General features: G+C 64.6%; 13 protein-coding genes. 12 read left to right on the top strand and 1 reads right to left on the bottom strand.

The window, feature by feature from the left end; translation table 11 throughout:
- Positions 1-8 precede the first annotated feature (8 nt).
- From chcC2 to AC5RUM_RS17685, 8 genes are all read left to right on the top strand, one after another.
- Positions 9-1,823 carry a 4-oxocyclohex-2-ene-1-carboxylate 5-dehydrogenase gene (chcC2, locus tag AC5RUM_RS17720; protein WP_494036186.1) on the top strand — a complete coding sequence of 605 codons (1,815 nt, stop codon included), beginning with the start codon at positions 9-11 and terminating at the stop codon, positions 1,821-1,823.
- A 20-nt stretch (positions 1,824-1,843) separates the two neighbouring features.
- Positions 1,844-2,617 (top strand): IclR family transcriptional regulator, encoded by a 774-nt coding sequence (locus AC5RUM_RS17715; protein ID WP_494036185.1) that lies wholly within the window; start codon positions 1,844-1,846, stop codon positions 2,615-2,617.
- A 128-nt stretch (positions 2,618-2,745) separates the two neighbouring features.
- A complete protein-coding gene (locus AC5RUM_RS17710; RefSeq protein WP_494036184.1) occupies positions 2,746-4,044 on the top strand; it encodes a cytochrome P450 in 1,299 nt (432 codons plus the stop codon).
- Positions 4,037-5,356 (top strand): NAD(P)/FAD-dependent oxidoreductase, encoded by a 1,320-nt coding sequence (locus AC5RUM_RS17705; RefSeq protein ID WP_494036183.1) that lies wholly within the window; start codon positions 4,037-4,039, stop codon positions 5,354-5,356. The genes AC5RUM_RS17710 and AC5RUM_RS17705 overlap by 8 nt, the downstream gene beginning before the upstream one ends.
- A gap of 9 nt (positions 5,357-5,365) precedes the next feature.
- Entirely contained in the window at positions 5,366-5,689 is a 324-nt protein-coding gene (locus AC5RUM_RS17700; protein WP_494036182.1) for a 2Fe-2S iron-sulfur cluster-binding protein, read from the top strand.
- A gap of 867 nt (positions 5,690-6,556) precedes the next feature.
- Positions 6,557-7,045 carry an HAD domain-containing protein gene (locus AC5RUM_RS17695; protein WP_494036181.1) on the top strand — a complete coding sequence of 163 codons (489 nt, stop codon included), beginning with the start codon at positions 6,557-6,559 and terminating at the stop codon, positions 7,043-7,045.
- Between the two features lie 66 nt (positions 7,046-7,111).
- On the top strand, positions 7,112-7,600 hold the full coding sequence (locus AC5RUM_RS17690) for an HAD domain-containing protein (protein ID WP_494036180.1): 489 nt from the start codon (positions 7,112-7,114) through the stop codon (positions 7,598-7,600).
- A gap of 305 nt (positions 7,601-7,905) precedes the next feature.
- On the top strand, positions 7,906-8,169 hold the full coding sequence (locus AC5RUM_RS17685; RefSeq protein WP_494036179.1) for a GlsB/YeaQ/YmgE family stress response membrane protein: 264 nt from the start codon (positions 7,906-7,908) through the stop codon (positions 8,167-8,169).
- A gap of 170 nt (positions 8,170-8,339) precedes the next feature.
- Here AC5RUM_RS17685 and AC5RUM_RS17680 read toward each other — a convergent pair whose 3' ends face one another.
- The gene (locus AC5RUM_RS17680) at positions 8,340-8,618 is read right to left on the bottom strand and encodes a hypothetical protein (protein WP_494036178.1); all 279 of its coding nucleotides are present in this window, start codon (positions 8,616-8,618) and stop codon (positions 8,340-8,342) included.
- 773 nt (positions 8,619-9,391) lie between these two features.
- Here AC5RUM_RS17680 and AC5RUM_RS17675 point away from each other — a divergent pair.
- The 4 genes from AC5RUM_RS17675 to AC5RUM_RS17660 all read left to right on the top strand — a co-directional run bounded on the left by AC5RUM_RS17675 (position 9,392) and on the right by AC5RUM_RS17660 (position 13,531).
- On the top strand, positions 9,392-10,294 hold the full coding sequence (locus AC5RUM_RS17675) for a LysR family transcriptional regulator (RefSeq protein WP_494036177.1): 903 nt from the start codon (positions 9,392-9,394) through the stop codon (positions 10,292-10,294).
- Between the two features lie 173 nt (positions 10,295-10,467).
- Positions 10,468-11,883 (top strand): MFS transporter, encoded by a 1,416-nt coding sequence (locus AC5RUM_RS17670; protein ID WP_494036176.1) that lies wholly within the window; start codon positions 10,468-10,470, stop codon positions 11,881-11,883.
- Positions 11,880-12,788, top strand: a complete 909-nt coding sequence (locus AC5RUM_RS17665; protein ID WP_494036175.1) for a shikimate dehydrogenase — start codon at positions 11,880-11,882, stop codon at positions 12,786-12,788. Before AC5RUM_RS17670 ends, AC5RUM_RS17665 begins: the two co-directional genes overlap by 4 nt.
- A 2-nt stretch (positions 12,789-12,790) precedes the next feature.
- Positions 12,791-13,531 (top strand): SDR family NAD(P)-dependent oxidoreductase, encoded by a 741-nt coding sequence (locus AC5RUM_RS17660; protein ID WP_494036174.1) that lies wholly within the window; start codon positions 12,791-12,793, stop codon positions 13,529-13,531.

The following is a 13,531-nucleotide window of genomic DNA, read 5'->3' as shown; positions in this document are numbered from 1 at the left end:
AGGCGGCCGTGCTCCCGGATCTACTGGGGGTTTGTCAGTCAACGCCTGCCGCCGCAAAGGAGTGGCGCCGCAGGCAGAACGGAGCAGGAACCATGACAGAAACCACAAAGAGTGCGGTCTGTGACGTCCTCGTCATCGGATCGGGCGTGGCCGGAATGGCCGCAGCATTGAAAGCCGCTTCGCAGGGATTTAGCGTAATTGTCGCGGAAAAGGAACAGTACTTCGGCGGAACGACCGCCATTTCGGCCGGCTGGGCGTGGGTCCCCGGCAACAAGCAGGGCGTGGCGCAGGGCGATACCCGGGAGGAAGCCGAGACGTACCTGAAGAACCTGGCCCCGGAGACGTTCAACGAAGCGGGCGTCAGGGACTTCCTGGATACCGTGCCTGAGGCGATCTCCTTCTTCGAGAACGAAACCGAGGTGAAGTTCACCTACCCGGAAAAATCCCCGGACTACCAGATGGACCTGCCCGGGGCGAAGCTGTCCGGCCGGGCCATCCTTCCGCAGGACGTTGATGCGCGCGTGCTCGGAGACAAGCGACTCCTGATGCAGCCGTACATGAGTTCCTACACAGTCTTCGGCTACATGCCACAGGTCGGACCAGACATCAACGAGTTCTTCCACGTGAACCAGTCGGTGAAATCCTTCGTTTATGTGGCGAAGAAGCTGCTGCGTACATGGGCCGACGCCGCCCGCTACAAGCGTCCCGTCCTGCGCTCCAACGGCAACGCCTTGATGACCCGCATGGTCAAGAGCGCCGATGACCTGGGCGTGCGCCTGTGGAAGTCCTCACCGGCCCTTTCACTGACCCGCGACGACGCCGGAACCGTCACCGGTGCGGTCATCGGGGGTGAGCATGCCGCCACTGTCACGGCGCGGCTGGGCGTGATCCTCGCCGCGGGCGGTTTTTCCGGCAACAAGGAACTGCGGCAGCAGTACTTCCCGCACGACGCCGACGACCACTTCACGCCCACCGTCGGGCACGGCGGCGATGCCGCCACCTTGGCGATGAGTGCCGGCGGATACATCGACGACTCCGTGTTCAGCGTGGGTTCCTGGGCCCCGGTGACAGTATTCAAGTACCTCAACGGCCAACAGCGGCTCTTTCCGCACCTGCGGGCGATCGGCTTGCCCGGCCTGATCGCCGTCGACCGTCACGGCAAGCGCTTCGGAAACGAGGCCCTCAGCTACCACGACTTCGGCGGCGCTATGATCGGTCATAACAAGTACGAGGATAAAACCTACGGGTATGTCATCGGAGACGCGAAGACGATGCACAAATATGGCATTGGATACGCAAAGCCTTGGCCTATGCCCCGCGGCTATTTCTACAAAACCGGCTACCTGGTCAAGGGGAACACCCTTGCCGAGCTGGCAGGAAAGCTCGGCATCGATGCCGCAGGCCTGGAAGCCACCGTCGCCGAATTCAACCCGGCCGCTGAGCGCGGCGAGGACCCGGCGTTCGACCGCGGCTCCACCCTGTACAACCACTTTCGCGGCGATATGGAGCATACGCCGAACCCGAACCTCGCCCCGGTGGGCAAGGGACCGTACTACGCGGCCAAGATCCAGATGGGCGACTTGGGCACCTTCGCCGGTGTCGGCGTCAACGAGCGTGCGGAAGTTGTTACCGCGGAGGGAACGGCCATCCCCGGCCTCCTTGCCGTCGGCGCGGCCGCCGTGAGTGTCTTCGGCGGCGGCTACCCTGGTTACGGCTCCCACATTGGCCCGGCCCTCGTGTTCGGCTACCGGGCGGGCCGCGACATCGCAAGGCTCGCCGCGGAGCGGACCGGGTCGCAGCCCGCCAACGTGGTGGCACCCTAGGCGACCGGCCGGAGACCGTCATGGCCAACTCTCCATCGGGAGAATCGGTGATTAGCCGTGTTGTGCGGCTCATGAGTGCCTTTGACCGGGACCTGCCGGCCATGACGCTCTCCGGCCTCGCCCGCCGCGCGGGTCTGCCCCTGACCACCGCGCACCGGCTCGTGGATGACCTTGTTCTCCACGGCCTGATGGAACGGCGGCCGGACGGGAACCTTCGCCCCGGAATGCGGCTGTGGGAGCTTGCTGCGCGGGGTTCGCACGCGCTGAATCTTCGCGAGTTGGCGTTGCCGTTCATGGAGGACGTCCAGGCCGCCGTCCACCAGCACACGACGCTGGCGGTGCTGGACCACGGGACGGTGCTGTACGTGGAACGCCTCTCCTCGCCGCATTCCAGTCTGAACGCGGCCCATATTGCGCAAAGAATGCCCATCCACGCAGCCTCGTCGGGCCTGGTGCTGCTGGCGTTCTCTCCGTCCGCCGTTCAGGCTGAGGTGCTCTCGAAGCCGTTAGCGGCCGTGACCCGCGAGACCATCACCGACCCGGCACTCATCCGGAAGCACCTGGCCGAGATCAGGCAACGCGGTTACGTCGCCCTGCCCGGCATAGGCGTCACCGAGTGGACGGGCATTGCCGTGCCCGTCTTCGGCCCCGACAACACGATTGCTGCGGCGCTCAACGTCATCGTGCCTCGGCAGGAGGCCGCCGTTCCGTTGACCGTCCCCGCCCTGCTGACCGCCGCCCACGGAATCTCCCGCGAACTGAAATCTGTCGACAGTGAAAGCCGCCCGGCCTAAGGCCGCCAGGCTGCAGAAGCGGCAGACTTCCGCAACCGATGAACGGAAGACCTGTTGGGGCGGGGGCGGCGGACCCGGCATGGTGGGTTGAGACGTAGCTCACGTCGAAACCAACGGAAAGAAGGACGATGATGTCTGCCCCACTGACTCCAACACCCCCGGTCTCCGCGGACGCCAGCACCGGCGGAAGCGCACGCGAAAGCATCATGCTGCCCCCCTACTCGCACGAACTGGACTGGCCCGAGAACATGGCGCCCTTCAAGGTGGTCGACGACGGGACGCAGGGGGATCCCTACGCTCACTATGAATGGATGAGGGAGAACGCCCCTGTGCTTCGTGCACATTCACCCATATCGGATGTGTGGTTCATTTCCCGCTATGACGACGTTCGCCGGGCCATGCGGGCGCCGAAGGTCTTCTCCTCGCAGGTTGTGGACCCGGTCCCGCTGACCTTCCTGACGCTGTTCGACGCCCCCAATCACACCAGGCTGCGCCAGGTCGTGGCGCAGGCCTTCATCCCTAAGGCGATCGCCCGCTTTGAGGATCGGGTCCGCGAAAACGCCGAAAAGTACTTGGCGCCGCTGCTCGCCGCCGGCGGTGGCGATGCTGTGGACGACTACGCGATTCCGCTCAGCATGTCCACAATCAGCGCCCTGCTCGACGTTCCAGCCGAGGACTTCGAGAAGATGAAGTTCTGGTCCGACGAAACCTTCAGCTACTTCGGCCGGCTGGCCCGCAACGCCCGGGGCACAGGTACCGACGAACAGAGCACCTTCGAGTTTTTCGCGTATCTGAAGGACACCATGGAGCGCCTCTACCGGGAAGAGAGCGACTCCGTCGGTGGCCACATCGCCCGGATGTGGAAGGACGGCCTGCTCAGCGAGAAGGAAGCCAAGGAACTCTGCGCCTTCGTCTTCGTCGCAGGCCACGACACCACCACCATCCTGCTGGCCAACGCGTTCCGCGTCTTCAGCGAACAGCCTGACTTGCTGGACCGCATCCGCCGGAACCCGGACGATGCGAGCCTTTTTGTCGAGGAACTGGCCCGCTACCGGGGCACCGTGCAGCGGGCCAGCCGGATCACCACCGAGGAGGTGGAGGTTGCCGGAGTAACGATTCCCGCCGGTGCCATTGTCCGCTTGCTGCCGGCCGCCGCGAATCGGGACAGCAGCAAGTATCCCGATGGGGAGCGCTTCGACATGGACCGCAACACCGACGGCCACCTTGGCTTCGGGCACGGGGTACACAGCTGCCTCGGTGCGCCCCTGGCAAGGCTTGAGGTCCTGGTGACGGTGAAGCTCCTCGCCGAGAAGCTAACGTCGCTAGCCTTCGATCCTGACAGGCCTATCGAGTACGTGCGGGGCAACAACCTGACCAACTCGGGCCCGGAGCACCTCCACGTGATGCTGGAGCAGTTCGATGCGTGACCACGAAACGTTGAAACACGAACCGATGACGGGGATCACCGCTCCGGTGATCATCGCCGGTGCCGGACACTCCGGCGTTGCTGTCGCCGCTGGACTCCGTGCCCGGGGCTGGGAGGGCGGCATCCTTCTGCTCGACGCGGAGAAGGAGACGCCGTATGAACGCCCCCCGCTCTCCAAGGAACTCCTGAAAGACGGCGCGCCAGATGAGTCGGCCGTGCTGCGCAAGGAGAAGTTCTACGAGGACAAGCGGATCGACCGGTTGACGGGCATCACTGCGGACTCCATCGACAGGAAGGGCGCGACAGTCCTGCTGTCCGATGGCAGCCGTCACGCCTACCACCGGCTCGTCATCGCCACGGGTTCGCGGGCGAGGCCCCTCACAGTGCCCGGCGCCGGGCTTGCCGGGGTTCAGTCGCTGAGAACACGGGAGGACGCCCTCGAGCTCAAGCGGCTGCTGGTTCGTGGAGCCCGCGTGGCCATCATCGGCGCCGGGTATATCGGACTTGAAGTAGCCGCCGCGGCAGCCGCGAAAGCCTGCGATGTGACAGTACTAGAGTTCCAGGACCGAGTCATGAGCCGAGTGACATCCGCCCCGGTATCACACCATTTCGAAAAGCTCCACGAGCAGCACGGTGTCCGCTTTGTCTTTGGCGCTGCGGTCACGGCCATTGAGGGAGACGGGCGCGCCGAGCGCGTGGTCACCGCCGACGGTACCGTTTTCCATGCCGACGTCGTACTGGCAGGGATCGGAGTGCTGCCGAACCAAGAGCTGGCCGCCGAAGCCGGACTCGAGTGCCGGGACGGCATCCTCGTGGACGCGGACGGCCGGACTTCTGACCCTGCGATTTATGCCACCGGTGACGTCACCCGGTTCATCAGCCCGATCGACGGTGCCAGCCAGCGCCTGGAATGCATCCAGAACGCGCAGGCGCAGGCGGACCAGGTTGCCGCCCACATCACCGGCCAGCAGGCCGCAGGTCCGGAAATCCCTTGGTTCTGGACCATCCAGCACGGTGTCCGGCTGCAGACCGCCGGCGTGCGCCACCCGGACGACGACGTGATCGTGCGCGGCGAACCCGCAGGCAGCAGGTTCTCGGTGGTCTATCTCCGGGACGGCCGCCTCGCCGCCGTCGACACCATCGCTGGCCTGACGGACTTCCGGCCAGCCAGGAAGCTGATCGCCCAGGGAGCCAGGATCGACCCGGCGCTGGCAGCGGATCCCGGAATCCCCCTCACCGACGCCATTCTCAACGACCCCAATCCCGCCGACCCCGAGCACACCGCCGCTGACATTGCAGCAGCCCGAATCTAAGGAACCGCCATGAGCAACAACAAACTGATCGTTATCGATCGCGAAGGCTCCACCCACGACCTCGAATGGGAGCCGGACCAGACCCTGATGGAAGCCCTGCGTGACAACGACCTTCCGGTCCTGGCCTCGTGCGGCGGAACCGCTTCCTGTGCCACCTGCCACGTGTTCGTGGAGAAGGAGGTCTTCGACACCTTGGGGGAACGCAGCGAGGATGAACTGGAACTGCTCGTCGAAGCAGAGGGTTACAGGGAATGCGGTTCCCGGCTCTCCTGCCAGCTTGGCTTCAGCCGGCATCTCAATGGAGCCACAGTCACCCTGGCACCTGAAGAATAACCCTGTCCGTTTAGCTCGACGTCGCCCAGTGAGTCAGGCTCTCGTGTGAGAGCCGGACGCACGAGGCGGAGAGAGGTCCGCCACGGATTTTGTCCTTCTTACCCGCCCGTCGAAGTGGATCGTTTAGCGTCAAGGAAAGCTGGCCGTTGTGGATGAGTCTGGATCGTGGCTCAAGGACTGCATTGGCCCGGGCATTGGGTGTTCAGAACGGTACACTGCGGGATTTGGTCCGTGGCCCGGAGGCGGGGAGAGCGCCTGCTCCAAAATCTGAATAATTGGTTCATTGGACGCACCGTTTCAATGAACCCGCAGGTCCGAGGAGTTCGTTGGCGCTACCGGATGCGTCTGACGGTCAGCAGGCGCGTCCCGGCGTCGTGCACCTGAAAGGGGACCACTCGGCATCACTTCTCGACGAGGACTGTTTTCGGGAGTTCCCAGTGTTTGCAGGGGTTGGCGCCCGGTTCGAGTCCCACCTCGGGCACGTTTTCCCAGTTCAGGGGTTTTTTAGTCTCTGAGTGTGCAGATATTGTGTTGTGAAGGGCGCCTTCGGGGGCCTTTTCATTGGTGGCCGGTGGTGTGGCTGGTGGCCTCCTTGGCTTCCTGGATCGACGGTTTGTCGTTCTATACCTCTTCATGCACGTTCATGGTGCGGCCAACATGACGTGAGGACAAATCGGTATGAGCTTCTTTTCTAGGTCTTTGGTAGCTCACCCCCACGTCACAGCCAGGCCGGCAACACCGCTCAACCCAGCGACAACACCGGGGCTATCGCCCGCCGTCCGCTCCGCGCCCGGGTGGCCAGCCCGCGGAGCAGGTGGTTGCGTTTGCGGCTACCGCCGGACGGGGGTGCAGGCTAATGTCGCATACATGAAGCCGCTGATCCTGCTGGACATTGAGGGAGTACTGAACCCTGTGGCGCATCCAAACGGCGACGGCGATAGCGCCGAGCGGTCCCTGCCGGATGCGAAGGTGTCGCTGGTCCGGAGGCTCGCCAAGTGCGGGCAGATCGCCTGGGTGTCGACGTCGCCGGCCGACCTGACCGAGGAGCTGGAGTCGCAGCTACAGCTCGATGCGGAACCCCTGCGCGTGGAGCTTGCGATGCGTGAGAGCGACGTGGATGAGCCGACACCTAAGCTGCGGGCGGTGACCGAGTGGCTGGGCCAGAAGGAGGCTGCAGGCGAGGCGGACTGGGACGCTGTGGTGTGGATCGATGACGTGCTTGGGGCGGACGCACACGAGTGGGCGGGCGGGTTCAGCCAGCCGGTGCTGCTGGAGAAGACGTCGCCGGAGGATGGCCTGACCAAAGAGCAGGTCGCGTCTGTCGAGTCATTCGTTGATGGCGGCGACGGAGGCTGAACGATTGATTGACCGCCACGGGTTTGCGGCTTTTGCCGGATCGGGGCGCAGGCTAGTGTCGCGTTCATGAAGCCGCTGATCCTGCTGGACGTCGACGGAGTGCTTAACCCGGCGGTGCATGCTCGCAGGGGCGAGGACCGTCCCGAGCTCAGGCTCTCGGATGCCACAGTGTCGTTGGTCAGACGGCTCGCCAGATGCGGCCGGATCGCCTGGGTGTCGACGTGGCCGGCGGACATGACCGCTGGGCTGGAGAGGCAGCTGCAGCTCGAGGTGGAACCCTTGCGCGTTACGCTGACGCTTCGCCCCGACGATGGTGATGAGCCGACCCCGAAGCTGCTCTCGGTGGTCCGGTGGCTGTCCCAGATGGAAGACCTGGGCGAAGCGGATTGGGACTCGGTCGTGTGGGTCGACGACGTGCTCGGGCCGGACGCCCGGGAGTGGGCCCGTCACCACGGCCAGCCCGTCCTGCTGGAGAAGCCGGCGCCGGAGCACGGCCTGACCGAGGCGCACGTCGTGGCTGTCGAGGTGTTCCTTGATAGCGGCGCCGGGGGCTGAGCGGTAGATTGACCGCCAGGAGTGTGCAACTGAGATGGGGGAGCTTCCGTGCAGTTGGTGGCGTACTAGTCGCCACCACCTCCGCCGTCTCCACCACCACCGGTGCCGCCGCCGCTGGTTGCCCTGGTGGCACCGCCCTGAGCCGTTTCGCTGCAGTGGCGGTTGGCCTGTCGCTGCCCCAAGCCCTGGCGGTCTCAGGCCAATCTGGCCGTTCCGAAATGCCTTGCCAGGCGGCCAGCCCGCTGCTTGACTCATGAATAGGGCCGGTGCCGCCGGCCCTCAATGATCACTGGAAAGGAAACGTCATGGGACTTCTTGCATTTCTCCTGCTCGGCCTGATCGCGGGAGCCATCGCAAAAGCCATCCTTCCCGGAGCTCAAGGCGGCGGCTGGCTCGTCACCCTCGCAGTGGGTGTCGTCGGCGCCCTGCTTGGCGGATGGATCGGGTCGCTGGTCCTGGGCGCTGGGCTAGGTGATTTCTTTGACCTCCGCACCTGGATCCTGGCCATTATTGGCGCAGTCCTCGTGCTCCTGGCTTTTGGCGCGATCAGCCGCAGACGCCGGGTCTGACCTCGGGTCTGTGGCTGGGCGATCGTTCGGGCAGCACGGTCTGGAAGACCCGAGCTTATGCCTAGGAGACCGTGGTGGGACCGGGAACCCAGCGGATCGCGGAGGCCCGAGCGACGGTCAGGTAGTTGAGCTTTCTGTAGGTTGCCACGACCCGGATGAACTTGTCGCGGTCATTCAGGGTGAGCCGATAGGTCGAAGTAGTGGCTCCGGCGATTGGCTTCCCGTCCCGCTGCCACTGCCAGGTCACGGACGTCGCGGCCGGGTAGGCGGAAGTATCCCGGCGGGCTCACCGCAGCGGAGGCGGGACTGACAGCCCTGAGGTAGTTTGCCTTGTTGTAGAACGCCTTGACGGTGATCTTGTGGCCGCCGTCGGCCGGTGTAAGCCGGTACGTCGGGTCGGTCGAGTGGTAGGTCATGTGCTGCCCGTCCCGGTACCAGACGTACTGCACGCTGTCCGCTGCCGGGGTGGGGGCTGGGCCGGTATGGCGGTGAGCAGCTGGCCGGCCAGCGCGGTGCCCTTGATGGTGGGGGCTGCCGGCGCGGTGAACCTGCCCTGGACGGTCGGGCTCCACAGGCTGCGCCGGAGGGCGGTATTCGAGTCGTAGCCGGGAGCGACGGGTTTGACCGTGGCGTACAGGATCTTGGCACGTCCTCAGCCCTGACGGTATGGGTGGGCCCGGTGGCGCCGGGAATGGCGCTGGCGGTCCAAGGACTGCTACTGCTGAAGGAGTACCACTGGTATTCGTAGCTGAGGCCAGCCGCAGCGGAGGACGTGACCGGAGGTGCCGAGACGCTGATGACACATCCTGCCGTCACAGTGTTCGGAAGAGGTTCAGTGCATCCAGCGTCCAGCGTTCTAGACTCCTCCGGAGAGCGTCAAAGCGGTGGCGCCGCGCCCGTAAGAGGTGGGATCGTCCTGTGGTTCAGCGCGGCGGAGAAACCAATGCCCAGGCGGCCGTACAACGTGCCGCTCTCGGTCGTTGCCGCGCGGCGGGCAAGGTCCGGAGCTCCGCTTCGGCCGGGCCACCAGCGACCTGCATCTGGCACAGTCCCCACTGAGCCAGACCATCAAGAAGCTGGAAAAAACCTCCGCGACGGCCAGAAATGCGTTGATTTACCGCTGTTCCATTCGCTGGCTCCCTGTGCTGGTCCGGAGGGTAATCCCTGGAAGCTCCAGCCCCCTGTCGGTTCGATCTTCAGGTAAAGGGTACATTCTGAAGACATGACAGAGATCCGCTGGCTGGAAGCGTTCGTTGCCGTGGCCGAAGAACTGCACTTCGGCCGTGCTGCTCAGCGCCTGCACACTTCACAGTCCCCGCTGAGCCAGACGATCCGGAAGCTTGAGGCTGATTTGGGGACGCGCCTTTTTGAGCGCAACACCCGAAGCGTGGCCTTAACGCCGGCGGGGTATGCCCTCCTGCCGCGCGCGTACCGTGTGCTGCGCGAGATGCGGCTGGCCCGGGAGGCGGCCCAGGCCGAGGTTGAGGGCGTCCGGGGCAACATCAGAATCGGATTCTCTGGAGCCGTGAACCATCTGACCCTCCCGCCGCTGACCCGTGCCGTGCGCCGGCGTCACCCCGACATCAAAATGGACCTCACGAGCCGTGTGCGCACGGCGGACGGATTAGCCAGCGTCGCGAACGGCACCCTGGACCTTGCCTTCGTGGGCCTTCCCGAAACCCCGGTCCCCAGAGTGATGACGCGGTTGGTCGCAAGCGAGGAAATCGGGGCGGTGCTGCCGCTGGATCATCCGCTGGCACAGGAAAAGTCCATACCGTTGCAGGCTCTGGCGGCCGATGACTTCATATCTCCGCCGCTGGACGGCTCGTCCTCCATGACTGAAGTGATGCTCGCATCCTGCATGGCAGCCGGCTTCCGCCCGCGAATTGTCCAGGAGTTGTCGGACCCCTACATGGTGCTGACCTTCGTGGCCGCCGGTGTGGGAGTCACCCTCATGAGCAGCGGGATAGCCGGGATCATACCCTCCGGCGCAACGTACGTGGCCCTTGATCAGCCGCAGCATTTCATGAATCACGCCATCGCGTGGTCCGAGGAAAATGATTCCGCCGTGCTGGCGGCTGTGCTCGCCGTCGTCGAGGAAATTTTTCCTGAGATCCCCGACTGACCCTCACCTCATATAGTCGAATTGCAGCATAGTGATAGATCATTTTAGTCGTGGACGAACTAAGTGATGGCAGCCACACTGGATGGAGAAGCCGCAAAGCGCGGCAAACCGTTTCGCAGCCGGCCCACGCGAGGAGCCGCCCGAGACGGTCCCGGTTACATGAAGGGAACACCATGTCAGTGTCGACATCGGCGCCAGCACGCCCCAAGAACAATGCGAAGATCGCAGCAGTTTCGGGGTTCGTGGGCAGCGCACTTGAGTACTATGACTTCTTTATCTTCGGCTCGGCGGCAGCGCTGATCTTCGGCAAGCTGTTCTTCGCCCCGGGCCCCTCAGCCATGCTCTTGTCCTTCGCAACAGTCGGCGTCGCGTACATCGCCCGCCCGCTCGGGGCAGTCATCTGCGGTCACCTCGGCGACAAATTCGGCCGCAAGAAGGTCCTGCTGCTCACTCTGCTGCTGATGGGCGCCTCAACCTTCCTCATCGGCTGCCTGCCCACCTACAACGACATTGGAATGGCAGCACCGATCCTCATTGTGGCTCTCCGGCTTCTGCAGGGCCTCTCCGCCGGCGGCGAATCGCCGGGCTCAAGCTCCCTCACCCTTGAGCACGCCCCTGACAGGAAGCGCGCCTTCTACACCAGCTGGACGATGAGCGGCATCATGTTCGGCATCGTGCTCTCCACGCTTGTGTTCATTCCCGTGGCGTCCATGCCCGAGGACCAGTTGCTTGCCTGGGGCTGGCGTATCCCCTTCCTGGCCAGCGCGGTGGTTACCGTCATCGCCTTTGTGCTCCGGCGCCTCCTGGAAGAGCCCCCGGTATTCGCGGAAGTCAAAGCGCACGACGAAGTGGTCAAGGTTCCTCTCGTCACCCTGTTCCGGCACCACTGGGTCACCGTTATCCGTGTCACCGCTATGTCGCTGTTTACCATCATCAACACCATCATTAACGTCTTTGCGTTGTCCTATGCCACGTCCGTCGTCGGCGTCGAAAAGGGCCTGATGCTGACAGTGATCGCCGTGGCCAACCTCGCCGCGGTGGCCATGGGCCCACTGGCCGGAATTCTCTCGGACCGGGTCGGCCGCAAACCCGTCTTCGTCTCCGCTCTGGTGCTGCAGATGGGCATGATCTACGCGTTCTTCACGGCACTCTCCGCCGCAAATGTTCCCCTGATTTTCCTCACCGGCATCCTTCTGATCGGCGTTGCATACACCGGGTCGAACTCCATCTACCCCGCTTACTTCCCGGAGCAGTTCCCGGTCAAGGTCCGCTATTCCGGTATGGCCATCAGCCTCATGTTCGGACTCCTCCTTGCAGGATTCGCACCGGTCATTTCCGAGCTGCTGATCGGTGGCGACAAAGCCAACTGGGTTCCAGTAGCAACGTTCGCCGCCCTGGCCTGCGCCATCTCCGCCATCGCAGCGCTGATGGCACCCGAGACGTTCAAGACTCCGACGGCCCTGCTGGGACTGAAAAAAACCGACCCACGGCTACACGCGGCGTCGTCCGTCACCCCGGAATCCGCAGCACGGCAGTCCAGCACAGCCGACGACGCCGCCGGCGCAGTTACCGATAGTGCACGGGCATGAGCCAGCAAACCCTGGCGGGCACCTGGGCGTTCCGGCCGCGTGAAGCCGCTATGAACCATCGGTTCGTGGTGGGTTTACTCGGTTCCAGTATTGGCGGATCGCTCACCCCGGGCCTCCACGAAGCGGAAGCCGACAGACTAGGCCTTGCCTACACCTACCGCGTCATCGATCTGGACGCCATCGGACAACCTGCAGAAAGGTCCGCGGCGCTGGTGCGGCACGCAGCTGATTTCGGATTCGACGGCCTGAACGTCACCCACCCGAGTAAGCAACTGGTGCAGGACGGCCTGGACGAGCTTTCGCCTGAAGCCCGGATTCTCGGTGCCGTCAACACCATCACTTTTCACGACGGCAAGGCAGTGGGCCACAACACGGACCACACCGGTTTTGTCGGCGGCCTCAGGGCTGGCCTACCGTCGGCCGTGACCGACTCCGTGGTGCAGATCGGTGCGGGGGGAGCCGGTGCAGCGGTGGCCTTCGGGCTACTCAGCACCGGAACCCGGCACCTGGTCATCGCCGACATTGAACCGGCAAAGGCAGAAGACCTCGCCGCGCGGCTGGCTCCGCACTTTCCGGACAGCCAGCTGTCGGTGACCCGGACGGATGCTGTCGCCGGAAGGATCCGGGAGGCCGATGGGCTGGTGAACTCCACGCCCATCGGCATGACAGGCCACCCTGGTGTGCCCGTGGATCCCGGCCTGATCCACTCCGGGCTGTGGGTAGCGGACGTGATCTACCGGCCGCTCGAAACCGAATTGATCCAGGCAGCCCGCGGCAAGGGCTGCGCCGTACTCGACGGCGGACGCATGGTGGTGGGTCAGGCCGCCGCCGCCTTCGAGCTCTTCACCGGCATCAGCGCCAACGCCGACGCCATGCTGGCCACGTTTCGTCAGGCGGTCAGCTAAGCATGGATGCCCAGACACCGAGCACCATCGCCGAGTCACGCTGCCTAGTGGTCGGGGCAGCCAGCGGCATCGGGTTTGCGACGGCGGCACGCCTCAGGGCGTCCGGTGCCACGGTGGTAGGGGCGGACCTGCCCTCGGCCACCTGGCCCGAAGAACAACGCGACTCATCACTCGCCATGGACGTCACGGACCCGGCATCCGTTGCGGCGGCCGTCTCTGCATGCGCCCTGGAGATGGGAGGGCTCGACGCGGTGGTGAACTGCGCGGGCATCCTGGGACCGGTGGCCCCGGCGGCCACCACTTCGGTCGAAGACTTCGAACGCATCATGAAGATCAACCTGACGGGGGCGTTCATTCTCTCGCGGGCTGTCCTGCCGCGCATGGCCGAGGCAGGCTACGGACGGCTGCTCCATATCTCCTCGACGGCGGGCAAGGAAGGCGTGGTTAATATGCCCGCCTACTCGGCCAGTAAGGCCGGGATTCTGGGCCTCGTTAAGTCACTCGCCAAGGAGTTCGCGCTTTCCGGCGTCACCGTCAATGCCCTCGCCCCGGGCAATGTGGTGACCCCGCTTTTCGCGGAAGTTCCGGCGGAACAGCAGGCGGCCCAGGCCGCCAAGATCCCCATGGGCAGGTTCGGGACGCCCGCCGAAGCGGCCGCCCTCATCGAATTCATCACGTCACCGGCGGCCTCCTACACCACCGGCTCCGTTTTCGATCTGTCCGGTGGCCGGGCCACGTACTAG

It is taken from the genome of Arthrobacter sp. B2060 (genome assembly GCF_059090445.1).
Note: the sequence above shows the minus strand (reverse complement) of the source record. Positions and strands in the feature narration are given on the sequence as shown.